The organism is Halorubrum cibi, from assembly GCF_900182635.1.
Lineage (GTDB): Archaea > Halobacteriota > Halobacteria > Halobacteriales > Haloferacaceae > Halorubrum > Halorubrum cibi.
In genome coordinates, this window is record NZ_FXTD01000004.1 from 125,025 (window position 1) to 147,311 (window position 22,287).

At 68.7% G+C, this 22,287-nt stretch carries 22 protein-coding genes; 15 read left to right on the forward strand and 7 right to left on the reverse strand.

Going from position 1 to position 22,287, the window contains the following annotated elements:
* Positions 1-27: 27 nt before the first annotated feature.
* The 6 genes from FN829_RS06585 (at position 28) to FN829_RS06610 (ending at position 5,750) form a co-directional block, all read left to right on the forward strand.
* Positions 28-1,821 (forward strand): hybrid sensor histidine kinase/response regulator, encoded by a 1,794-nt coding sequence (locus FN829_RS06585; protein WP_142986199.1) that lies wholly within the window; start codon positions 28-30, stop codon positions 1,819-1,821.
* 135 nt (positions 1,822-1,956) lie between these two features.
* Positions 1,957-3,273, forward strand: a complete 1,317-nt coding sequence (locus FN829_RS06590; protein WP_142986200.1) for an MFS transporter — start codon at positions 1,957-1,959, stop codon at positions 3,271-3,273.
* Positions 3,274-3,311: 38 nt separating this feature from the next.
* A complete protein-coding gene (locus FN829_RS06595) occupies positions 3,312-3,590 on the forward strand; it encodes a zinc ribbon domain-containing protein (RefSeq protein ID WP_142986201.1) in 279 nt (92 codons plus the stop codon).
* 86 nt (positions 3,591-3,676) lie between these two features.
* Entirely contained in the window at positions 3,677-4,348 is a 672-nt protein-coding gene (locus FN829_RS06600) for a phosphate ABC transporter permease (protein WP_142986202.1), read from the forward strand.
* The gene (locus FN829_RS06605) at positions 4,345-5,343 is read left to right on the forward strand and encodes an NAD-dependent epimerase/dehydratase family protein (RefSeq protein ID WP_246066463.1); all 999 of its coding nucleotides are present in this window, start codon (positions 4,345-4,347) and stop codon (positions 5,341-5,343) included. Before FN829_RS06600 ends, FN829_RS06605 begins: the two co-directional genes overlap by 4 nt.
* A 170-nt stretch (positions 5,344-5,513) precedes the next feature.
* Positions 5,514-5,750 (forward strand): hypothetical protein, encoded by a 237-nt coding sequence (locus FN829_RS06610; RefSeq protein WP_142986203.1) that lies wholly within the window; start codon positions 5,514-5,516, stop codon positions 5,748-5,750.
* 340 nt (positions 5,751-6,090) lie between these two features.
* On the opposite strand, the gene FN829_RS06615 is transcribed toward FN829_RS06610, so the two are convergent.
* Positions 6,091-7,017 carry a class 1 fructose-bisphosphatase gene (locus FN829_RS06615; protein WP_142986204.1) on the reverse strand — a complete coding sequence of 309 codons (927 nt, stop codon included), beginning with the start codon at positions 7,015-7,017 and terminating at the stop codon, positions 6,091-6,093.
* Positions 7,017-7,820 carry a class I fructose-bisphosphate aldolase gene (locus tag FN829_RS06620; RefSeq protein WP_142986205.1) on the reverse strand — a complete coding sequence of 268 codons (804 nt, stop codon included), beginning with the start codon at positions 7,818-7,820 and terminating at the stop codon, positions 7,017-7,019. The genes FN829_RS06615 and FN829_RS06620 overlap by 1 nt, the downstream gene beginning before the upstream one ends.
* Before the next feature lie 269 nt (positions 7,821-8,089).
* Here FN829_RS06620 and FN829_RS06625 point away from each other — a divergent pair, with 269 nt between their 5' ends.
* From FN829_RS06625 to FN829_RS06655, 7 genes are all read left to right on the forward strand, one after another.
* Positions 8,090-9,031 (forward strand): UbiA family prenyltransferase, encoded by a 942-nt coding sequence (locus FN829_RS06625; RefSeq protein WP_142986206.1) that lies wholly within the window; start codon positions 8,090-8,092, stop codon positions 9,029-9,031.
* Between the two features lie 85 nt (positions 9,032-9,116).
* Positions 9,117-10,769, forward strand: a complete 1,653-nt coding sequence (locus tag FN829_RS06630) for a histidine kinase N-terminal 7TM domain-containing protein (RefSeq protein ID WP_246066464.1) — start codon at positions 9,117-9,119, stop codon at positions 10,767-10,769.
* Positions 10,770-10,813: 44 nt separating this feature from the next.
* Positions 10,814-11,671 carry a 3-hydroxyacyl-CoA dehydrogenase family protein gene (locus FN829_RS06635; protein WP_142986207.1) on the forward strand — a complete coding sequence of 286 codons (858 nt, stop codon included), beginning with the start codon at positions 10,814-10,816 and terminating at the stop codon, positions 11,669-11,671.
* 44 nt (positions 11,672-11,715) lie between these two features.
* Positions 11,716-12,534: a molybdopterin synthase gene (locus FN829_RS06640; protein WP_142986208.1), complete on the forward strand. Its 819-nt coding sequence runs from the start codon at positions 11,716-11,718 to the stop codon at positions 12,532-12,534.
* A gap of 383 nt (positions 12,535-12,917) precedes the next feature.
* Positions 12,918-13,178, forward strand: coding sequence for a DUF7123 family protein (locus FN829_RS06645; RefSeq protein ID WP_142986209.1), 261 nt, complete (start codon positions 12,918-12,920; stop codon positions 13,176-13,178).
* 242 nt (positions 13,179-13,420) lie between these two features.
* Positions 13,421-14,572: a site-2 protease family protein gene (locus FN829_RS06650; RefSeq protein WP_142986210.1), complete on the forward strand. Its 1,152-nt coding sequence runs from the start codon at positions 13,421-13,423 to the stop codon at positions 14,570-14,572.
* Between the two features lie 8 nt (positions 14,573-14,580).
* Entirely contained in the window at positions 14,581-15,381 is an 801-nt protein-coding gene (locus tag FN829_RS06655) for an FkbM family methyltransferase (RefSeq protein WP_142986211.1), read from the forward strand.
* Between the two features lie 13 nt (positions 15,382-15,394).
* On the opposite strand, the gene FN829_RS06660 is transcribed toward FN829_RS06655, so the two are convergent.
* The 4 genes from FN829_RS06660 to FN829_RS06675 all read right to left on the reverse strand — a co-directional run bounded on the left by FN829_RS06660 (position 15,395) and on the right by FN829_RS06675 (position 19,080).
* The gene (locus tag FN829_RS06660) at positions 15,395-17,071 is read right to left on the reverse strand and encodes an ABC1 kinase family protein (protein WP_142986212.1); all 1,677 of its coding nucleotides are present in this window, start codon (positions 17,069-17,071) and stop codon (positions 15,395-15,397) included.
* 3 nt (positions 17,072-17,074) lie between these two features.
* Positions 17,075-17,503 carry an Hsp20/alpha crystallin family protein gene (locus FN829_RS06665; protein WP_142986213.1) on the reverse strand — a complete coding sequence of 143 codons (429 nt, stop codon included), beginning with the start codon at positions 17,501-17,503 and terminating at the stop codon, positions 17,075-17,077.
* A 47-nt stretch (positions 17,504-17,550) separates the two neighbouring features.
* Positions 17,551-18,243, reverse strand: coding sequence for a DUF2391 domain-containing protein (locus FN829_RS06670; protein WP_142986214.1), 693 nt, complete (start codon positions 18,241-18,243; stop codon positions 17,551-17,553).
* Between the two features lie 66 nt (positions 18,244-18,309).
* Entirely contained in the window at positions 18,310-19,080 is a 771-nt protein-coding gene (locus FN829_RS06675; RefSeq protein ID WP_142986343.1) for an alpha/beta fold hydrolase, read from the reverse strand.
* A gap of 218 nt (positions 19,081-19,298) precedes the next feature.
* Between FN829_RS06675 and FN829_RS06680 the strand changes: the two genes are divergently transcribed.
* Both FN829_RS06680 and FN829_RS06685 read left to right on the forward strand, forming a co-directional pair.
* Complete coding sequence (locus FN829_RS06680) at positions 19,299-19,550, forward strand: Hsp20/alpha crystallin family protein (protein WP_142986215.1); 252 nt, start codon at positions 19,299-19,301, stop codon at positions 19,548-19,550.
* On the forward strand, positions 19,547-21,820 hold the full coding sequence (locus tag FN829_RS06685) for a CDC48 family AAA ATPase (protein ID WP_142986216.1): 2,274 nt from the start codon (positions 19,547-19,549) through the stop codon (positions 21,818-21,820). The genes FN829_RS06680 and FN829_RS06685 overlap by 4 nt, the downstream gene beginning before the upstream one ends.
* Before the next feature lie 34 nt (positions 21,821-21,854).
* Here FN829_RS06685 and FN829_RS06690 read toward each other — a convergent pair whose 3' ends face one another.
* A complete protein-coding gene (locus tag FN829_RS06690) occupies positions 21,855-22,094 on the reverse strand; it encodes a hypothetical protein (RefSeq protein ID WP_142986217.1) in 240 nt (79 codons plus the stop codon).
* Between the last annotated feature and the right edge of the window lie 193 nt (positions 22,095-22,287).

Sequence of the window (22,287 nt, forward strand, 5' to 3'; positions counted from 1 at the left end):
TTTATCCCCGGATCCGCTTGATCGACCATGACGGAACGGATCGACGTGTTACACGTCGACGACGATCCCTCGGTGCTCGACCTCACCGAGGCGTATCTCGACCGCGAGCTGGCGTCGGCGTCGGTGACGAGCGTGACGGGGCCGGAGGCCGGTCTCGAGCGGCTCGACGAGGAGTCGTTCGACTGCGTCGTCAGCGACTACGACATGCCCGGGATGGACGGATTGGCGTTCTTCGAGACGCTGCGGGAGGACGACCCGCACGTCCCGTTCGTGTTGTACACGGGCAAGGGATCCGAGGAGATCGCGAGTCGGGCGCTCAACGCGGGCGTCACGGGCTACTTCCAGAAGGGCGGACCCGAACAGCTCCAGCGGCTCGCGAACCGGGTCGACCAGGCGGTCGAGGAGCATCGGACCAGGGCGGTCGCGGACCGCTACTCGACGGTCATCGACGCGCTCGGCTACCCGGTGTACGTCGTCGACGAGACGGGAGCGTTCACCTTCGTCAACGAGCCCTTCGCCGAGTTGACCGGGTACGACCGCGAGGAGATCCTCGGCAGTACGCCCGACCTGATCAAGGGCGACGAGGCGGTCGCCGAGGCGGAAGACCGGCTCGGGTCGATCCTCTCGAGCGACGGTCCGGGCATCCAGCGGTTCCGCGTCGACATCGATCCCAAGGAGGGCGATCCCATTCCCTGTCGCGACCACATGGCGGTCCTCCCCTACGAGGGCGAGGAGTTCGACGGCAGCGTGGGGATCCTCCGGGACGTCTCCGAGGAGGCGGCTCGCCGCGAGGAGCTGGAGACGAAACGCCGGGCGCTCGATGAGGCCCCCGTCGGGATCACCATCACCGACCCGAGCCTGCCGGACAACCCGATGGTGTACGTCAACGACGAGTTCGTCGAGATGACCGGCTACGACCGCGAGGACGCGGTCGGGGTCAACTGCCGGTTCCTACAGGGCGAGGAGACCGACGAGGCCGCGGTCACCGAACTCCGGGAGGCGATAGACGCCGAGGAGCCCGCGAGCGTCGAGCTGTTGAACTACCGGAAGGACGGCACGCCGTTCTGGAACCGCGTCAGCGTCGCGCCGATCCGCGAACACGACGAGGACCGCGTCACGGGCTGGGTCGGCTTCCAGGAGGACATCACGGCGTTCAAGGAACGCGAAGGGGCGCTCCGCCGGCAGAACGAACGGCTCGACGAGTTCGCCGGGATCGTCAGCCACGACCTCCGGAACCCGCTCAACGTCGCCCGCGGGCGCGTTGATCTGGCTCAAGAGGAGACGGGGAACGACCACCTCGCCGCTGCGGCCGACGCGCTCGACCGGATCGAGTCGATAGTCGAGCACACGCTGACGCTGGCCCGCGAGGGGGAGACCGTCGGCGACCCGGAGCCGGTCGACCTCGCAACGCTGGTCGACGACAGCTGGGGCACCGTCGACACCGACGAGGCGGACCTCGAGATCGACCTCGAGGGACACGTCCTCGCCGATCCGGATCGGCTCAGAAACCTCTTCGAGAACCTCATCAGGAACTCGATCGAACACAGAGGGGCCGACGACCCCGTCACGATCCGCGTCGGCGATCTCGGAGACAGGTTTTACGTCGCGGACGATGGACCCGGGATCCCCGAGGAGGTTCGAGACGACCTGTTCGAGCCGGGCGAGAGCGGAGCCGAGGGGAACACCGGATTCGGGTTGGCCATCGTCAAGGAGATCGCCACCGCACACGGCTGGGAGATCGCGGCCACGACCCCCGAGACGGGGGGCGCACGCTTCGAGATCCGCGGCGTCGTCCGCCCCGAGAAGGAGCCCGCGGAGTAGACGAGACGCTCTGAACCGGACCGACAGGAATCGGACTGACAGGAACGGGACCGACGAGGAACCGAAGCGGCGAGAAACCGGATCCCCTCCCGCCGTCCGCAAGGGCCTTGACCGGCCGGATCGAACCCGGACCGAATGGGATCGATCTCGGAGATACTCGGGACCGATCGCCGCGTGATCGTCCTCGCGCTCGCGCGGATGGTCGGCGCGGTCGGTAACTCGTTTCTCATCGTCGTCCTCCCGCTTTACGTCGCCAGCGACCTGATCGACATCGGCGCGCTCATCGGATCGAGCGTCGGGGTCGGGGCCGCGAGCGTGACGCTCACCGAGCCGCTCCTCATCGGGATCGTCCTCTCGCTTTTCGGCTTCCTCAACAGCTTCTCACAGCCGTTCACCGGGCGACTCTCCGACCGGTTGGGAACCCGGCGACCGTTCGTGCTCGCGGGAATCCTGCTTTTGGGGACCGCGAGCGCGCTCTACACGCTCGCGGACGCCTACTGGATCCTCGTCGTCCTCCGCGCGACCCAGGGCTTCGGAGCCGCGTTGACGATCCCGGCGACGGTCGCGCTCGTCAACGAGTACGCGGGCAGCGCGGACCAGCGCGGGGGGAACTTCGGCGTGTTCAACACCTTCCGGCTGATCGGGTTCGGCTTCGGCCCCGTCCTCGCCGGCGTCGTCGTCGACAACGGCCCCTACGACCTCTCTGCTGTCGGGCTCCCCGTGATAAACGGATTCGACGCGGCCTTCGCGGCCGCCTGTCTCGGCGCGTACCTCAGCTTCCTCCTCGTCTACCTCCTCGTTCACGACGCCGCCGACGCGGCCGAGGCGGGAGACGACCTCTCGATCCGTGTCCGCGGCGAGGACCGCCTGCTCGACCCCGTCTTCGTGCTCGGGATCGCGACGGTGGCGATGGGACTGTGTATCGCGCTGTACGCGACGCTCCAGAACCAGGTGAACCTGCGGCTGGATCAGCCGCCCGTCTGGTTCGGCGTCCAGTTCGCGGCGGTCACCATCGCGAACGTGGCCCTCCAGGTCCCCGTCGGGCGTGCGAGCGACCGGATCGGCCGCCGACCGTTTCTGGTGGCCGGATTCCTGCTCCTCGCGCCCACGACGCTGTTACAGGGGATCGTCCTCTCGCCGCTCCTGATGACTATCGTTCGCCTCGGCCAGGGGGTCGCCGTCGCGTTCGTCTTCGCGCCCTCGCTCGCACTCGCCGGCGACCTCGCGCGGGAGGGCGAGTCGGGGACGACGCTGTCGGTGCTCACCATGGGGTTCGGATTCGGCGTCGCGCTCGGGCCGCTGGCATCCGGCTGGCTCGTCGGCTTCGGCTTCGTCGTCCCATTCGCCGTCGGCGGGGTCCTCGCGCTCGTCGCGCTCGCGTTGGTGATGACGCAGGTCGAGGAGACGCTCGAGACGGCCGACCCCGCGGGCGGGACCGCCGCGGACGACTGAACCCGACTCGATAAGTCCCCGCCGCCCGAACGGGGGCCGTGCCTCGCGACCGCGTCCACTGCGTCGACTGCCGCGAGCCGATCCCCGGCGACGCGCGGGTCTGTCCGCACTGTCGGGCGCTCCAACCCTCGCCGCTCGTCGACGTCGGCATCGTCGTCTCCGGCGTCTTCGCGTTCGTCTTCGGCGCGATCCTCGCGTTGATGACGATCGGGACGACCCGGCTCGCCGGTTTCCTGCTTCTCGTCGTCGGCTTCGGGCTCGCGGTCGGCGGCTACACGCGCCACGTCGACCGGACGGCGGAGCGCCGGGCGCGGTGAGCGTCGGGCGCGGTGAGAGTCGGGTGTGGCGGGGCGACCCTTCTACGTCGCGACCTTTTAAGACGGACGGCGGCACACGTGACGGTATGTTCACGCCACTCAACGCGGGGGTCGTCGTCGCGGGCCTCCTGCTCACGTTCGTCGGCGCGGCGGTCTCCGTGTACGCCGTGTCGCTGACCGGGTTCCTTATCGGGGCCGGCGCGGGTTACCTCGTCGCGCCGAACCTCGCCGGACTGATCGCGGTCGACGGGCTGGTGCTCTCCGCGGGCGGCGTCCTGCTCGGCGGCGCGGTCGGCGGCTTCCTCGCGTACGCCGGGCTCTCCTTCGCCGTCCTCGCGATCGGCGGGGTCGTCGGCGGCTTCGCGGGCCGGTTCGCCGTCGGCCCGCTCTACGCGGCCGACGCGGCCGGGATCGAGGGCACGGCACTGCTCGTCGGGGCGACGCTCGCCGGCGTCGCCGTCGGCGCGCTGTTCGGCTTCGTCCTCACGCGGACGACGCTCGTGGTCTCGACGGCCTTCATCGGCGCGGCGCTCGCGTCCCGCTCGCTGACGCCGGCGTCGTTCGCGACCGCCGCCGAGGAGCTGACCGTCCAGTCGCTGCTGTTCGACCCCACCGCGCTCCCGTTCCTCGCGCTGTTCGTCCTCGGCGGGCTCTCCCAGCTCGGGCTGTTCAAGTTCGGCTACGTGACGAAGCTGGTCGGGATACTGCCCGGCGCACGCCGCTGGACCGCCGGCGACGACGAGGGAGCCTCCTCGTGAGCGACGACGCTCCCGCGGACGACGAATCTTCCGCGGGCGACGCCTCTCCCGCGAGCGGCGACCCCCTCGCGGCCGCCACGGTGCTTCTCACCGGCGCACACGGCACCGTCGGCACCGCGGTGACGGCGCACTCCGCGGCCGACTACCTCCTCCACGACCGCCGGGAGCCGCCGGCGGAACTCGGCGACGGCACGCCGCACCCGCATCGGGACCGCGACGGAGCGGAGACGGTCGTCCTCGACCTCGGCGAGGCCGACGCCCCCGCATCGCTGGCGGCGGTCATGGACGATCGCGGGGTCGACGCCGTCGTTCACCTCGCGGGCGCTCCGGCGGTCTCGACCCCCTACGAGTCCGTCGAGCGCAACAACGTCCGCGGGACGCGGAACGTCCTCGAGGCCGCCTCGCGGGCGGGAGTCGGAACGGTCGTCTTCGCCTCCTCGAACCACGCGGTCGGCATGTACGAGGAACAGCACGCGCCGTCGCTGTACGACCCCGACTACGAGTTGACGGTCGACGCCGAGAGCCCGCTTCGGCCCGACTCCGACTACGGCGCGTCGAAGGCCGCCGGCGAGGCGTGGTGCCGACTGTACGCCGAGCGCGAGGGGATCGACTGTTACGCGCTCCGGATCGGCTCGGTGCGAGACCCGACTCACGACCACCCGTTCGGCGACGCGGAGCGTGCCGTCGCCCGCGGCGACTGCGAGCGCGGCGACGAGACGTACGGGGAGGCCGTCGCGCGGATGCGGTGTACGTGGCTCTCCCGGCGCGACTGTGCGGGACTGGTGGACGCGTGCCTGCGGGACGGCCTGGATGGCGACGGTGGCGATGAGAGAGAAGACGACCAGAGTCCGAACACCCTCGCCGGCGGGGCCTTCGAGGTGTTCTACGGGATCAGCGACAATCCGAACTCGTGGTTCGACATCGAACACGCCCGCGATCGGGTGGGGTACGAGCCGTTAGACTCGGGGAACGCGATGTCCGAACCGCCGGAGTAGATGGATGTGGATCGGTGTAGATCGGGCGTTCGTACGCCGATATTCGGCTCTCTCGATGGCACCGCATTGAGATCACTGACTTGTTGAAAACGCGTTCCCTCCGGGACGTGCGAGTTCGAAAGATTACTTCGCTGACTACCTTTTTCTTCGGCGGACGTGACGGCCGCCACATGAGTACTGGCGTCGGCCCCGCTCGACACGTCCGAAACGGCATCCGGTACGCTGCGGTGGGAGTGGTACTGCTGGCGGCGTGGAACTTCCTCGCGCCACACGCGGGAGCACCCTCGTGGGCACCGTATCTGGACGTATTGCCAGTGATCGTGGGTCGGACCGAAACGAGTGGGCTGGTCAACGCCACACACATCGGCGTCCTCGCGGTCGCCGCCGTGGTAGTGATGAAGGTGTGATCCGATTCGATACGAAGGGACGACTGTGGTGAACACCGCCAAAGCCCCAGCCGCTCGGCTGTACGAAGTGAAATGAACGACTGCGGTGACCACCTCCAAAGCCCCAGTCGCGAGGCGGCCGTACGCTCGCTGCGCTCCTCACTCAGTCGCTATCGCTCCCTCGTTGCGGTACTTGTGTCGCCTACGGCCGCCTCGCGACTGCCCCTTTGAGTCCCACCCGACCGCCACGCAACCGCACCTCACGCCTCCCCAGCCTCGCGGGCTCCTCGCGGCCCGTCGGGACGCTCGGAGGCGCGCCACCGCGACCGAAAATTGCGAAAACGTCCGAGACCGCTCGGCCCTATCCGTCGAGCGCGCTCTCGAGCCGGTTGATCAGTTCCTCGTTACCGACGTGGAGTGGGACGCGGTCGTGGATCCCGTCGGGCTCGACGTCGAGGATCGAGCCGGAGCCGTCCGAGGAGGCCCCGCCCATCGACTCGACGACGTACGCGATCGGGTTCGCCTCGAAGGAGAGCCGGAGCTTCCCGTCGGGCGCGTCGACCAGCGCGGGGTACGCGAACACTCCGCCGTAGGTCACCACCTGGTTCACGTCCCCGACCATCGCCCCGCCGTACCGCAGTTTGAGTTCGTCCTCGATCTCGCGTGCGTACTCGCGGAACGCGTCGGGCCAGTCCGGCACCCGGCCGCCGAAGCCGTAGACGGTCGGCTCGTCGGGCAGCGTCAGGTCGTCCTCGACGACCGATCGGGTGACGCCGGGTTCGTCGTCGTCGTCACGCTCACTGCCGTCTCCCCGCTCGACCACCTCCTCGCGGACGCCCGATCCGTCGGCGACGACCATCGTCGTGATCGGGCCGTAGAGGACGTAGCCGGCGGCGACGAGGTCCCGGCCGGTGGCCGGAAGCGGCGCGTCGTATATCCCGACGACGGTCCCCATCGCGTTGTTGGACCGCAGGTTCGAGGAGCCGTCGAGGGGGTCGATCGCGACCGCGTACGCGCCCCCTCCGCCCTCGCCACCCTCGCCGACCGCGCCGCCCACGTCGATCGCCTCGGGGCGCTCCTCGCTGACGAACGAGCCGACGCCCTCGACCGCGGAGAGCGCCTCCAAGAGCAGCTCGTCGGCGTACACGTCGCCCGCCAACACCGTCTCGCCGGAGGGGTTCTCCGTCCCGCTCTCGACGCGCCGGCCGGGCAGGGCGTCGCGGATCGTCGGGGCCGTCGCCGCGACCGCGTCGAAGACGGCCTCGACGACCGGGTCGGGGTCGGCCATCAGTCGTCGCTCTCGGCGATGGCCAGCGCCTCCGCCGGGTCGACCTCCTGGAAGACCACGGCCTCGAGCGCGTCGAGGATCCGTTCGGGATCGTCGCGCTGGAAGACGTTTCGGCCGACCGCGAGCCCCGTTGCGCCGGCGTCGATGGCGTCCGCGACGTTCCGGAGGAACGCCTTGTCGTCGCGCATCGTCCCGCCGGACATGACCACCTGCGTGGGACCGGCCATCCTGACGGCCTCGCCCATCGCCTCGGCGGAGCCGGGGTACTTCACCTTCACGAAGTCGGCACCGAGCTCGAGCCCGAGCCGGGCCGCGTACGAGATGGTGTCCGGACTCGTGTCGTTTTTCACCCCCTGGCCGCGCGGATACGACCACATCACGACGCCCATGTCGTGTTCGCGGGCGCCCTCCTGTGCCTCGCGGAACTCCTCGGCCATCTCGACCTCGTGGTTCGATCCGCCGTAGAGCGTGAAGCCGACGGCGTCCGCGCCGAGCCCGGCGGCGTACTCCGCCGAGCAGTTGACGGGGCTGTCCGGCTCGCCCATCCAGAGGTTCGAGGTCCCGTTGAGCTTCAAAAGCAGGTTCACGTCGTCCTCGTACTCCGGGTAGTACGCCTCGGCGATCCCCTTCTGGACGGCCAGCGCCGTCACCGCCTCGTGGGTCGCCAGCTCGAACAGCCGCTCGGGGTCGGCCGTCGCCGGGTTCGGCTCGAAGTCGACCGGCCCGTGTTCGAGCCCGTGGTCGTACGCGAGGATAAGCGACTTTCCGTCCCGTGAGATCTCGTCGGCGGCGTGAGGAAGCATCGGGTCATCCTTCCAGTTACGAAACCAAAAAGGGCTATGGTCGTTCGGGCGGTTCCGCGGTCGGATCCGACCGTTCGTTTCGGTTCGACGGTCGTCGTTCTCGGATCGTACAATAATGACTACGAATATAGTAACTCCATGTGTCCGGTCCGGGTCGACGCGTGTCAGCGCCGTTCCGGTGCGGTTTCGTCCTCGTTTCGACCCGTCATTTGAGGAATTTGGGGCACGACGGTTCACCCGGCGACCGACGACCGGTCGCCGTCGAAACCATGGCTAGCGAAACCAACGAACTCCCGGCGTCCACGGGCGATTTCGCCCCGTGGCGCGCCGCCGTACCCGCATCGATCGTCGATGTCGGGTACCGGATCAGAGACGTCCTGACGTATAGCTCGGCATACCTCGTGTTCATCGCGATGATCGAGGTACTGACGGTACATATCGTGTTGTCGTTGCCGCTGAATCCCGCCCCGGTCGTCGTCGGGTTGGTCACCTTCGCGGTGTACGCCGGCGATCGGATCGCCGACGCGGACGACGACGCAATATCGAGTCCGGAACGGAGCGCGTTCGTGACGCGCCACCGGACGCTGTTGTCGGTCCTCACGGCGATCACGTACGGTCTCGCGATCGCCCTCTCCTTGACCGGCGGCCCGTTCGCGCTCGCGATCACCCTCCTTCCCGGCGGCTTCTGGATCCTCTACGCGTCCGACTGGCTCCCGACGTTCGGGTCCTACTTCAAGCGGTTGAAGCGGGTTCTGGTCGTGAACTCCACGATCGTCGCCTCCGCGTGGGCGATCGCGGTCGTCGGCTTACCGATCGCGTTCGCCGAGGCGTCGGTGACGCCGCTCGCGACGGTGGTGTTCGTCTACTTCCTCGTCGACACGTTCGTCAACACGGAGATCCCCAACGTCCGGGACGTCAAGGCCGACGAGGCCGTCGGCGTCTCGACGCTCCCGGTCGTCTTCGGGATCCGGCGGACCCGGCGGATCCTGTACGGACTCGACCTGGCGCTGATCGCGTTCGTCGTGGCCGCCCTGTCGTCCGGGATCTTGACGACTGCGGTCGCGGCGGCGATACTCGTCGGCCTCGGCTACGCGTTGGTTCTCGCGTGGTTCGTCGGCCGGAACACGGCACCGGGTCGTCTCGCCATCGCCGGCGAGGCGAAACATCTCGTGGTGTTCGCGCTCCTCCTCGTGTTCACGACGGGGGTCTAACGCGAACGGGTCGGCCACCGATCGTCCCTTGTTTTCTCGACAATTCCCGGATAATTCATATGCCGGGGTGCTCTTCACCCAACACGTGATCTCCCCGACGTCGATCGCCGTCCCCCTCCTGTTCGGCTCGGTCGCCCTCGGGGCCAGCGCGGCGATCCTCGCGTGGCGGGCACGGCCGAACCCGGGCGCGGTCTCGTTGGTGTGGCTGTTGATCGGCCAGTCGTGGTGGTCGACGTGTATCGTCTTCAGTCTCTCGGCGGAGACCGCGGCCGAGGCGACGTTCTGGACGAAGGTCGGCTGGATCGGCGTCATGACCGTCCCCGTCGCGTGGATCCTGTTCGCCCTGGAGTACACCGGACGGGACGAGCACATCACCCGCCGGAACGTCGCGCTGTTGTCCGTGGTTCCGACGCTCACGGTTCTCCTCGCGTTGACCGAGGAGTACCACGGTCTCCTGTACGTCCGAACGGTCGGCGTCACCGCCCACGGCTCCGTGCTCGTCGAGCAGGGCGGGGTCTGGTACTCGGTGGCCGCCGTCTACACCTACCTGCTCGGCGTGCTCGGGATCGCGCCGATACTGGGGCTCCTCTCGAGCGGGGCGACCGCGTTCCGCGGACAGAGCGCGGCGCTGATCGTCGGAGTCGTTACGCCGTGGGCGACGAACGTCCTCTACAACCTGGGGGTGCTCCCGGAGGTGGGTATCGACCCGACGCCGATCGCGTTCGCGATCTCCGGCGTCGCGTACCTGGGTGCCATCGATCGGTTCCGGATGTTCGGGGCCAATCCGGCCCCCGCGTGGCGTGCCAAGCAGTTCCTGTTCGACCACATCCACGACGGTGCCGTCGTGGTCGACGGACACGACACGATCGTCGACGTGAACCGGGCGGGTGCCGCGATCCTCGACGTCGACGTGGACCGGGTGCTCGGGAGGTCCGCGTCCGAGCTCCTCCCGCTGAGCGAGCCGTTCCGAGCCGAGGACGGGGCCGAGATCCTCACCGTCGGCACGGAGTCGACGTCGCGGTCGTACGACGTGAACGTGAGCGAACTCACCGACCGGCACGGGGAGACGCTCGGGTACGTGTTCACCCTCCACGACGTCACGCAGTACCTCCAACAACAGCAGCGATTGAAGGTGCTCAACCGCGTATTGCGACACAACATCCGCACCGAGGTGAACGTCATCCAGGGCTACGCCGAACGCACCACCGGGGACACCGCCGAGACGATCAAGCAACGCACGATGCGCATCGTCGAGATCAGCGAGAAGGGGCGCGACGCGATCGACCTGTTCGAGGACGCGGTGAACGACCGCGAAGGAACGTCCCTCGCCGACCTGCTCGAACGGAGCCTCGAGGCCGCCCGCGATGCGTTCCCGGAGGTCGACTTCGAACTCGAGTCCCCCGCCGAGGACGCCGCCGTTTCCGAGGGGCTCTCCGTCGTGGTGGACAACCTGATCGAGAACGCCGCGATACACAACGAGGGTGAGGACCGGCGGGTCACCGTGACCGCCGAGATCGACGACGACCGCGCCCGGATCCGCGTCGCCGACAACGGGCCGGGGATCGACGACTACGAACTGGACGTCCTGAACTCGGGCACCGAAACGCCGCTCCGACACGCGAGTGGTCTCGGGCTCTGGCTCGTGAAGTGGGGAACGGAGGTGATCGACGGCTCGGTCTCCTTCGAGCCGAACGAGCCGAGCGGGACGGTCGTCACGACGACCGTTCCCCTCCGGTGAGCGGGACCACAATACTTAGTCCCGTTCCCGCGCCAGCGACTCCCATGCGCGAGCTATCGGCAGTGGAGACGGTGGGCGTGGTCGGGGCCGGCACGATGGGTCACGGCATCGCACAGGTCGCGGCAACCGCCGGCTACGACGTGACCATGCGCGACGTCGAGTCCGAGTACGTCGACCGGGGCCTCGAGGGGATCGCCTCGAGTCTCGATCGACTCGCCGCGAAGGACGCGCTCGCGGAGGACCCGGAGACGATCCGATCGCGGATCTCGGGCACCACGGATCTCGCGGTCCTCGCCGACGCCGACCTCGTCGTCGAGGCCGTGATCGAGGACCTGGAGGTGAAACGGGAGGTGTTCGCCGACCTCGCGTCGGTCACCGACGACGATATCGTCCTCGCGACCAACACGTCGACGCTCTCGGTCACGTCGATCGCGAGCGCCACGGACCGCGCGGATCGGGTCGTCGGCCTCCACTTCATGAACCCGGTTCCGGTGATGGAGGGCGTCGAGGTCGTCGTGGGCGAGCGGACCGCCGACGAGACCGTCGTGTTCGCCCACGCGTTCGCGACCGACCTCGGCAAGGAGACGTGGGAGTCGGACGACAAGCCGGGGTTCGTCACCAACCGGATCCTGATGCCGTGGATCAACGAGGGGATCCGCGCGTACGACGAGGGCGTGGCCACGCGGGACGACGTCGACCGCGGGATGCGACTCGGCACGAACGTCCCGATGGGCCCGCTCGAACTCGCCGACCACATCGGCCTCGACGTGGTGCTCGACGCCAGCGAGACGCTCCACGAGGAGCTCGGCGACCGGTACAAGCCGGCGTACCTCCTCAAGCGCAAGGTCGCCGCCGGCGACCTCGGAAAGAAGACGGGCGAGGGGTTTTACGCCTACGAGTGAGCCGACCGGGAAACGCCTAAGCCGCTCGCCGCCCGCGTTCGGGCATGCAACCGATCTCGATACTCGGTCCCGGGGCGGGCGACCTCGCCGGGACCCTCGCGGAGCGGCTGGAGGGACGCGTCGCGGTCGTCCGTCGGGACGAGAGCCCGGACGAATCGAACGAACGGGGACACCACGACGGGGACGCCGTGGGCGACACGACCCTCTCGCTTTCGTCCGACGGTTCCTGGACCGGCCGCGGGACCGTCGACGGCTTCGACGCGATCCTCGATCGGCTCGCGCCGGACCACGACTACCTCGTCGCGGTCGGACTCGCTCGGCTCCGGGTTCCGGCGGTGCTGCTCGGTGACGACGCCGACCCCGACGAAACGCCGGGGAACGTGCTCGCTCGCGGGGCGGGTCCCGAGGACGTCGACGTCGACGCCCTCCTCACGGCGCTCGCGGGCGCCGAGCCGTGGATCACTCGCGAGCTGCTCGTGGACCGCGTCGAGCGGTCGGCCGACGCGGAGCGATCGGGCGCGATCGCGACGTTCACCGGGCGTGTCCGTGCCCGGGACGCTCCCGACGACGAGCGGACGACCCACCTCGCCTTCGAGAAGTACGAGGGTGTCGCTCGCGAGCGAATGGACGCGATCGCCGCGGAACTGACCGACCGGGAGGGCGTCTTCGAGGTGGCCTTCCACCACCGCACGGGCGTGATAGAGTCGGGTGAGGACATCGTCTTCGTGGTCGTCCTCGCGGGCCACCGGGCGGAGGCGTTTCGAGCCGTCGAGGACGGGATCGACCGGCTCAAGGACGAGGTCCCGATCTTCAAGAAGGAGACCACCGAATCCGAGGAGTTCTGGCTCCACCAGCGGTCGTGAACGTCGGAGGCGTCGGTCCTCCGGTTCCCTCGATTCGACCACCTTCCGTGCTCCGCGATCCGCGACGGCCCCTCCCGTCCGGCGTCGTCTCCGCTCCGCGCTCGACCGTGATCGGGTCGTCCGGCCGGCATTGTAGAAGCAAATACCACCGGTAAACTCGAATCCAACGACCGGTCGGTCCTCGGACGAGCCGGACCTCTCGAGATCGGATCGAACGATCCTATAATGGTTATAAACCGTCTAACCGTCTATCGAACGGTTATAAAACGTCGTTCGGTACGTTTTATTTTCCGTTCGTCGTTTGAAAGGTGCTGAAACCCCCTGAAGGCCACCCAACGGTCTCCCCTTTATAACATCCCCCGTCGCCATGGACGGGATGTACCATGAGCGCGACTGCGAACCCCTCCACGAACGCGAGCACGACCGACGACCTCTCCAAGGAGGAGCGGCTGAAGCGGTACCTGCTCGAACGCGCCGAAGACGGCGAGATGTACTTCAAAGGGAAGTTCATCTCGGACGACGTCGAACTCTCGCCGAAGGAGATCGGCGCGCTGATGGTGAAACTCAGCGAGTCGGCCACCGAGCTCACCGTCGAGAAGTGGTCGTACACGGGCGCGACCACCTGGCGGGTCGAACCCGCCTGATCGAACCATCGTCAAACCGGACGCGCTCACGCGTCCCCGCCGATCGTTTTGAACCCTCGAACGGTAGTCCGTTCCGGACCCCGAACGGCACGTCCTCCCGTCCTTTCGATTCTTCCGTCGGTCGATCAGTCGGTTCTCCGCCTCGATCCGCCGTTCCCCGGCCCGACCCCCTCGCCCTCCGATCGGTTCGTTCCGCGTCCGGTGACGCGGGGTTTATACTCGGCGACGGCCAACGACCGACGATGTCAGAACGCGAGGACGGGACGGCCTCGGCGGCCGCCGACGTCCCTCGTCCCGACCCGCTCCGGACCTTCTTCCGCGTCGAGGAGGTCCGCCGTGAGGACGGTCGCGTCCGCTACGTCGGCGAGTCGTACATCCCCGAACGGACGCTCCTCCGGAAGATCGTTCCGGCGTTCCGCGAGGCGGGCTACGACGTCGACGTGGAGACGGTCGAGGACGGCCACGTCGTCGTCGCGACCCCCTTCGGCCACGGGCGCGAGGGGGTCCCGTGGGTGAACGTGGGACTGTTCCTCGCGACGGTGCTCTCCACCCTGTTCGTCGGCGCGTACGGCTGGTACTACGTCCCGCTCGCGGAGATCCGCGCAAACCCTCTCACGATGCTTCAGGCGTGGCCGTTCACCGCCGCCGTCCTCGGCGTGTTGATGACCCACGAGCTGGGCCACTACGTCGCCGGCCGGTACCACGGCGTCGACGTGTCGCTGCCGTACGTCATCCCGTTCGTCTTCCCGTTCGGGACGCTCGGCGCGGTCATCCGGATGCGCGGTCGGATGCCCTCACGGAAGGCGCTCTTCGACGTCGGCGTCGCCGGCCCGATCGCCGGCCTCGTCGCCACCGTTGTCGTCACGGTCGTCGGGCTCTCGCTCGATCCGATCCGCGTTCCCCCGGAGCTCGTGACGGGTTCCGGGACGATGATCCGCTTCAACAATCCGCCGCTTTTGGACCTCATCGCCGAGGCGATCGGGCAGCCGACCTCCTACGCGGACCCGACGCGGGCGGTCCACCCGGTGATCATCGGCGGCTGGGTCGGGATGTTCTTCACGCTCCTGAACCTGCTGCCCGTCGGCCAGCTCGACGGGGGCCACATGGTCCGCGCGATGGTCGGGCCGCGCCAGGAGACGATCGCGTCGCTCGTGCCCGGCGCGCTGTTCGCGATCGCCGCGTACCTCCACTACGGTCGCGGACTCGGCCTCGACGAGTCGGTCGGTCTCTGGGCGTTCTGGGGCGTCTTCTCGCTTCTCATCGCCTTCAACGGTCCGGCGAACCCCGCCGATGAGGCGCGGCTCGACTGGCCTCGCGTCGCCGTCGGCGTGTTGACGTTCGGGGCGGGCGCGCTCTGTTTCCTCCTCGTCCCGATACAGATCGTGTCGGCCTGAGCCCGAGGATGTCCGTGCTCGACACCCCCGCGTGGCTCGAACGGGTCGGGTTCCGGACGCTCTACCGGCTCGCGGACCTGACGTACGCCCTCGGGGTCGCCACGCCCAAGCGAACCGTCGCCGGCACCTACTGGAGCTACGAGCCGACGAACCCCCACGGCGACGACCCCGGGCTGGCCGCGCTCGACCGGATCCCGAACGACGCGACCGTCCTCGACGTCGGCGCGCACGTCGGCGAGCACGCGATCCCGCTTGCCGCCGACACTGACCGCCGCGTCGTCGCCTTTGAGCCCAACGGCGAGAGCGCGGACCGACTGGTCCGGAACGCGGCCCGAAACGGGCTCGCCGCCGGGACCGACCGCCGGCTCGACCTCCGGCGGGCCGGCCTCGGAGACGAGCGGGGGTCGCTGCCGTTCTACCGCTCGACGTTCTCGAAGTGCTCCGCGTTCGACCGCGACCGCGCGACGCGCTGGGGAGCGCGGGTCGACGCGGTGGAGGAGGTGCCTGTCTTCCGGCTCGACGACCTGGTCGAGGGGGTCGTCGCGGCCGGCGTGGATGTCGCCGCCGACGCGACCCCCGCCGGCGACCCGGTCACCCCGCCCGACGCGATCAAGGTCGACGTCGAGGGCCGCGAACTGGCGGTGCTTCGGGGGGCGGAGGCGACGATACGAGCCCACCGGCCGCTGCTCGTCGTCGAGGTCCACGACGGAACCGCCGGCGACGACCGCGCCGACGCGCTCCGGTCGTGGATCGCGGAGCGCGACTACGACGTCGACGAGCGGGGCGACGTCTGGGTCTGTCGGGGGTGACTCGCCGACTCAGTCAGTCGTCCCGTCGCTCGCGCATCCCCTGTCTGGTGAACTGCGGGTTCCCCGGTATCGTCCGCCGTTTCTTGCGGAACGACCGGTACAATGCGACCGCGAGCGGAGCCGCGAGCAGGAGGACGATCGCCGCGAGCCGCCACTCCTCGGCGAACGAGTAGAGGATCGTCGCCGAGAGGACGCCGACCGCGAGCAGCACGGAGTAGGCGATCCGCATCGCCAGCTTGTCGAGCACCCGCGACTCGTCCTCGATGGTGACGTCGACGTGGAGGTCGCCGCGGTTCGCCCGGTCGAGGAACGACTCGGCCTTCGGGGGGACGGTGAAGAGCGACTCCGTCGTCCGCTGGAACTGCCTGCCGGCGTCCTCGGCGAGCTCGCGAGCGGTCTGCTCGTAGTACCCCTCCGCCTCCAGGTAGTTCGTCGCGGTCGCGATGAAGTCGAACTCGGGGTCGAGCGTGACGCAGACTCCCTCGACGACGGTGGCGACCCGGAGGACCAACGCGAGGTTGCGGGGGAGCCGGAGCGGGAACTCGTAGATGGTCGACTCCACCTGCTCGATGATCTGATTGACGCGGTACTGCTCGATCTGCTCGCCGCGGGCGTCGGCGATGGCCAGGTCCATCACCTCGCCCATCACGTCGCGGTCGACCTCCGGCGAGAGCGTCCCCATCGAGATCAGGGTGTCGAGGATCGCGTCGGTGTCCTGTCTCGCGACCGCGACGTAGAACTCCACGATCTTCTCCTGGACGAACGGGTCGACCCGCCCGGACATCCCGAAGTCGTAGAAGACCACCGCGCCGTCCGCGTCGACGGCGAGGTTCCCCGGATGGGGGTCGGCGTGGAAGACGCCGTCGTCGACGATCATCTGGAGGTACACCTCCTGGAGCGTCTCGGCGATCGCGGTCCGGTCGAGCCCCGCCGCGTCGAGCTCGTCGGTCCGGCTGATCTTCGTCCCGCCGATGTACTCCATCGTGAGCACCCGAGGACCCGAGGCGGCCTCGTAGACCTCCGGGATCCGGATCCGGTCGTCGCCCGCGAAGTTCGCCTTGATCTCCTCGAGCATCTCCCGCTCGCGGCGGTAGTCCATCTCCTCGCGGATCGTCTTCGCGAACTCCTCGGAGAGGTTCTCGATCGAGAACGCCCGGCCGCCGCCGATGAACCGGCGGACGATCGGGAGCGACCAGCGGATCGCCCGCAGGTCGGCCTCGACGAGCGACTCGATCCCGGGGCGACGAACCTTCACGGCCACGTCCTCACCCTCGAACCGCGCAGTGTACACCTGCCCGAGGCTGGCCCCGCTTATCGACTCCGTGTCGAAGTCGTCGAACGTCTCTTCGACGGGACCGAGCTCGTCTTCGAGAACCACCTTCGAGTCCGTCCAGTCGGCGGGCGGAACGTCGTCCTGGAGTCCCTCGAGCACCTCGATGTAGGCGGGCGGGAGGACGTCCGGCCGTGTCGACAGCAGCTGGCCGAGCTTGATGAACGTCGGGCCGAGCGTGAGCAGGATGTCGAGGAGGACGTCGGCGCGCTCGCGCTGGGTCGCCGCGTCAACCTCGCGGCCCCGCCCGAACAGCAGGAACCGCTTCCGGTCCCGCCAGTAGGCGACGATCAGCGGGGAGAACCGCCGGATCACGACGAAGAAGCGCCAGTAGGCGCGGAGGTTGACCAGCGTGATCACCCGTCAGGCGCCGGCCTCGTCTCCGTCGCCGGCCTCGTCGTGGTCGCCTCCGGTCTCCTCGGCACTCCCGCCGTCGTCGCTCCCCTCGACCGGGATCCGGTGGGAGTCGGCGTCGGCGCGCTTCGGGAGCGTCACCTCGAGGACGCCACGGTCCATCTCGGCGTCGGCGTCGTCGCCGTCGGCGTCCGGCGGCAGCGGGAGTTCGGCGTCGAGGAACAGCGGCCGGTCTTCCCGGACGTAGCGGAATCCCTCCGGCGTCGACTTCTCGCGGCGGGCCTCGATGACGATCCGGCCGTCCTCGAAGAGGACCTCCGTGGTCCCCGCCGTCGCGCCGGGGAGGTCGACGAGCAGGACGTACCCGTCGTCGGACTCGAGCAGGTCCGCAAACACCGCGTCCGGGAGGTCCCGAAGCGCGTCGCGTAGCGCTGACATGGAAGTTGGTACGGTCGCCGCGGCGAAAAACCTGTGGTACCCGTCTCTCAGTCGTCGTCGAAGACGTCGCCGAGGTCCTCGAGATGCTCGCTGACGTCCCGCCCGGTCGACTCCCCGGGAAGGATGTCGCCGAGCGCGCCGCCGAACGCCGCCCCGCCCCAGACGACGGTCACCCTGGCGAACGCCTCCAGCGTCGTCGGGTCCTCCGCGAAGAGCCGGCCCCACAGCGCCATCAGCCCCGCGGAGACGATGAACGCGACGGTCAGGACGCCGACGAGTCGGCGGGGGACGAGCCCGAAGATCGGCCGGTACACCCGAACGTCCCGGAAGTCGGCGTAGTACAGCAGCCCGGTGGTCACGCCGACGACGAAACAGACGTGTCCGGCAAGGTAGACGGGGAGCCCGGCGATCCGCGCCGTCGCGAACCACGCGGCGATCTCGAAGACGCCGCCCTCGACGAGAAGCGGGAGCGCGAAGACGATCCCCCCGACGAACGACTGGGCGATGTCCCGACCCGTGTACTTGCTGATCCGCGTCGTGAACGCGTCGCTTCCCGGCATCCGTTCCACCAGCGAGATGGTCTGTCTGACCCTCTCGCGTTCGTGGTCGTCGTCGACTTCCTCCTCCAGCGCGTCCAACTGCGCCAGGAGGTCGTCGATGTCGGGGTTCGTACGTCTCCCGTCGCCCGGGGATTCGACCGCCGAATCCGCGGCGTCCCGACCGCCGTCCTCGGTGCTCATGGATTCCGCGTCGCCGGCGGCGGGGAAAAAGGTGCGCGACCGGCGCGGTCGGCGCCCGGGCGGCTCTCAGAGTCGCGATAGAAATCCCGCGAGCGCTGAGTTGAACGCGGCCGGCTCCTCCAGCATCGCGAGGTGGGCGGCGTCGTCGATCTCCGCGTACTCACAGTCCGGGATCCGGTCCGCCAGGAACTCGTGATATCGTGGCGGCGTGAGCGCGTCGTGCTCGCCGGCGAGCGCGAGCGTCGGTACGGCCACCTCCTCCAGGCGGTCGCGCACGTCGAACCGGAGACAGGTCCGGAAGTCGCGCTCGGTCACCGCCCGGCCGCACTCTCGCATCGCCGCTCGCGAGCGATCGAGGAGGTCGGCAGGCGCGTCGTGAAACAGCCGGTCCGGTTCGTGTAACAGCGACACCGCCCGGTCGAAGTCAGTCGCGAGCGCCTCCGACAGCCCCTCGCTCACCGCCAGCTTCGCGCCCGTGCCAGCGAGGACGAGTCCGTCGAGTTCGAGGGCACGTTCGAGCGCGATCCGCAGCGCGACGGCCCCGCCGAGCGAGCTGCCACAGAGCACGTCGGCGTCGGTCGCCGACGCGACGGCGACCACGTCGGCGGCGTACGCCTCGAGGGTCGCCTCTCCGGCGGGCGTCTCCACGTCGTCGCTCCCGCCGTGTCCGGAGAGGTCGAGCGCGACGACCGGGAACCGGTCGCTCAGCCGGGCTTGTGCCTTCCAGACGCCGGCGTTCCCACCGCTCCCGTGGACGAAACAGACCGTCGGCCCGTCGCCGCCGCGATCGAAGCGGCGGTAGGCCGTCCGGCGGTCGTGATGGGTGACCCGATCCACACCCGGCGTCGCGTCCGGAGCCATGTCCGGTTGACCCATGCACGCGGGAGAGATTAAACGGGGGGCTTCTCCAAAACGGAGGCCCGCTCCACGATCTGTCCGTCGAACGCGGCGACTCGGACCCGAACCGCAATACTACCGTTCAAGCGTCGATATTCTCACGTCATGCGATTTTATCCGGTTAGTTTAAATACTTTCGCGCCTAACTTGTGGTTAGGATGACTACCAGACAGACCCGATCGGTCGGCGACGGTTCGCTCCTTCGCCGGTACGAGTACGATGACGGGTGGGTCGTCGCCGCCGACGTCGGCGTCGACGACGAATCGATCAGCGTCGACACCGTCGGCGACACGGCGATCGTCGTGATCGAGCGCGACGAGGAGTCGGTCGAGTCGGAGTTCGAACTGCCCGGCGAGGCCCGGGACGTCTCGGTGACGAACGGCGTGTTGACGATCGAGGGAGACCGATGAAACTCACCGTCAAACCGCTGAAACAGAAGGACGCCGGCCGCCGGCTCGCGGCGATAGACCGCGTCGCGGCCGAGGAGCTCGGGCTCTCCGGCGGCGACTTCATTCGCGTCCAGGGCTCCGAGGGAGCCGCGATCGCGCGCGTCTGGCCCGGATACCCCGAGGACGACGGGACCGGCGTGGTCCGGATCGACGGGAAGCTCCGCCAGGAGGCGAGCGTCGGCATCGACGACCGCGTGACGCTCGAGCAGGTCGACGTCGAGCCCGCCGACCGGATCACGATCGCTTTACCCCAGCGCCTCGGGATCCGGGGCAACATCGACGCGCTGATCCGTCGCGAGCTCGGCGGCCAGCCCGTCACCGAGGGCCAGAACGTCAAGCTCCCGCTCGGCTTCGGCTTCATGGGCGGGCAGTCGCAGGCGGTTCCGCTGAAGGTCGCGGGAACGTCGCCATCGGGGACCGTCGTGGTCACCGATTCGACGGATATCGAGATCTCCGAGAAGCCCGCGGAGGAGATCGTCGGCGGCACGGGCGCGCCGGAGGGCGCGGCCGCGGACGGCTCTCCCGACGTCACCTACGAGGACATCGGCGGGCTCGACGAGGAGCTCGAGCAGGTCCGCGAGATGATCGAGCTGCCGATGCGCCACCCCGAGCTGTTCAAGCGGCTCGGCATCGACCCGCCGAAGGGCGTCCTGCTCCACGGTCCGCCGGGGACGGGGAAGACCCTGATCGCGAAGGCGGTCGCCAACGAGATCGACGCCAGCTTCCACACGATCTCCGGCCCGGAGATCATGTCGAAGTACTACGGCGAGAGCGAGGAGCAGCTCCGTGACGTCTTCGAGGAGGCCACCGAGGAGGCCCCCGCGATCGTGTTCATGGACGAACTCGACTCCATCGCCCCCAAACGCGAGGAGGCCGGCGGCGACGTGGAACGCCGCGTCGTGGCCCAGCTGCTCTCGCTGATGGACGGGCTCGAGGAGCGCGGCGAGGTGGTCGTGATCGGCGCGACCAACCGCGTCGACGCGATCGACCCCGCGCTCCGGCGGGGCGGCCGGTTCGACCGCGAGATCGAGGTCGGCGTCCCCGACCGCGACGGCCGCAAGGAGATCCTGCAGGTCCACACGCGGAACATGCCGCTCGTCGACGGGATCGACTTGGACGAGTACGCCGAGAACACCCACGGCTTCGTCGGCGCGGACCTCGAGTCGCTGGCGAAGGAGTCGGCGATGCACGCGCTCCGCCGGATCCGCCCGCAGCTCGACCTCGAGAGCGACGAGATCGACGCGGACGTGTTGAACTCGATCCAGGTCACCGAGAGCGACTTCAAGGAGGCGATGAAGGGCATCGAGCCCTCCGCGCTCCGGGAGGTGTTCGTCGAGGTGCCCGACGTCACCTGGAACGACGTCGGCGGGCTCGGCGACACCAAAGAGCGGCTGCGCGAGACGATCCAGTGGCCCCTCGAGTACCCCGAGGTGTTCGACCAGTTGGACATGGCCGCCGCGAAGGGCGTGTTGATGTACGGTCCGCCCGGAACCGGGAAGACCCTGCTCGCGAAGGCGGTCGCCAACGAGAGCGAGTCGAACTTCATCTCGATCAAGGGGCCGGAACTGCTGAACAAGTTCGTGGGCGAGTCCGAGAAGGGCGTCCGCGAGGTGTTCTCGAAGGCCCGCGAGAACGCGCCGACGATCGTGTTCTTCGACGAGATCGACTCGATCGCGACCGAGCGCGGTAAGAACTCCGGCGACTCCGGCGTCGGCGAGCGCGTCGTCTCCCAGCTGCTCACGGAGCTCGACGGGCTCGAGTCGCTGGAGGACGTCGTCGTGATCGCGACGACGAACCGTCCGGACCTGATCGACTCGGCGCTGCTCCGGCCCGGCCGGCTCGACCGGCACGTCCATGTTCCCGTCCCGGACGAGGAGGGTCGCCGGAAGATCCTCGAGGTCCACACCCGCGAGAAGCCGCTCGCGGACGACGTCGACCTCGACGCGATCGCCCGCAAGACCGAGGGGTACGTCGGCGCGGACCTCGAGGCGGTGGCCCGCGAGGCGTCGATGAACGCCTCTCGGGAGTTCATCGCCAGCGTCTCGCGCGAGGAGGTCGGCGAGTCCGTCGGCAACGTCCGCGTGACGATGGCCCACTTCGAGGACGCCCTCGACGAGGTGAACCCGAGCGTCACCCCGGAGACCCGCGAACGCTACGCGGAGATCGAAAAGCAGTTCCAGCGCTCCGAGGTCGACGATCCGGCCGAATCCGAGTTCGGCGCGTTCCAGTAGGCCGTCACGCGGAGGCGGTCGATCTTTCGGATTTTTAGATCACTCCCGCCGTCGACAGCAGGAAGAGCGCGGCGACGACGACGATCCCGATCGTGACGAGTCGCCACGCGAGCTTCAACACGAACTTCCCGAGCACGATCACGACCGCGATGGCCACGAGCGCGACGAGCAGCTGGCCCATCGGGCTGGCGAGGATCCCGGCCTGAAGCGGTATCGACGTCGCGTGAGCGGCGAGCGGAGCGGTCATGTCCCCGAGCACGGCGAGCCTCGGTATAAGTTTGTGGGAGCGGCACCCGGTGCCCTCGCCGCTCTATTTTGACATGTTCGTGATATATCTCGCGGTGATCGTGGCCGTATCCGTCCCGACAGATCGGATCCGAACCCGATGTCGCCCCGTATTCTCGATGGTAATCCCATCGACAATACCCCCTTCTGTTCGAATGCGAACTCGTCTCTGTCACACGGTT

Bases quoted from the DNA above. Each gene is read 5' to 3' on its own strand.
- FN829_RS06615 (WP_142986204.1), bottom strand. From the start codon at position 7,017: ATGGCCGACCCCGACCCGGTCGTCGAGGCCGTCTTCGACGCGGTCGCG.
- FN829_RS06625 (WP_142986206.1), top strand. From the start codon at position 8,090: ATGGCTAGCGAAACCAACGAACTCCCGGCGTCCACGGGCGATTTCGCC.
- FN829_RS06645 (WP_142986209.1), top strand. From the start codon at position 12,918: ATGAGCGCGACTGCGAACCCCTCCACGAACGCGAGCACGACCGACGAC.
- FN829_RS06680 (WP_142986215.1), top strand. From the start codon at position 19,299: ATGACTACCAGACAGACCCGATCGGTCGGCGACGGTTCGCTCCTTCGC.
- FN829_RS06600 (WP_142986202.1), top strand. From the start codon at position 3,677: ATGTTCACGCCACTCAACGCGGGGGTCGTCGTCGCGGGCCTCCTGCTC.
- FN829_RS06590 (WP_142986200.1), top strand. From the start codon at position 1,957: ATGGGATCGATCTCGGAGATACTCGGGACCGATCGCCGCGTGATCGTC.
- FN829_RS06610 (WP_142986203.1), top strand. From the start codon at position 5,514: ATGAGTACTGGCGTCGGCCCCGCTCGACACGTCCGAAACGGCATCCGG.
- FN829_RS06640 (WP_142986208.1), top strand. From the start codon at position 11,716: ATGCAACCGATCTCGATACTCGGTCCCGGGGCGGGCGACCTCGCCGGG.
- FN829_RS06585 (WP_142986199.1), top strand. From the start codon at position 28: ATGACGGAACGGATCGACGTGTTACACGTCGACGACGATCCCTCGGTG.
- FN829_RS06665 (WP_142986213.1), bottom strand. From the start codon at position 17,503: ATGTCAGCGCTACGCGACGCGCTTCGGGACCTCCCGGACGCGGTGTTT.
- FN829_RS06685 (WP_142986216.1), top strand. From the start codon at position 19,547: ATGAAACTCACCGTCAAACCGCTGAAACAGAAGGACGCCGGCCGCCGG.
- FN829_RS06620 (WP_142986205.1), bottom strand. From the start codon at position 7,820: ATGCTTCCTCACGCCGCCGACGAGATCTCACGGGACGGAAAGTCGCTT.
- FN829_RS06655 (WP_142986211.1), top strand. From the start codon at position 14,581: ATGTCCGTGCTCGACACCCCCGCGTGGCTCGAACGGGTCGGGTTCCGG.
- FN829_RS06670 (WP_142986214.1), bottom strand. From the start codon at position 18,243: ATGAGCACCGAGGACGGCGGTCGGGACGCCGCGGATTCGGCGGTCGAA.
- FN829_RS06635 (WP_142986207.1), top strand. From the start codon at position 10,814: ATGCGCGAGCTATCGGCAGTGGAGACGGTGGGCGTGGTCGGGGCCGGC.
- FN829_RS06650 (WP_142986210.1), top strand. From the start codon at position 13,421: ATGTCAGAACGCGAGGACGGGACGGCCTCGGCGGCCGCCGACGTCCCT.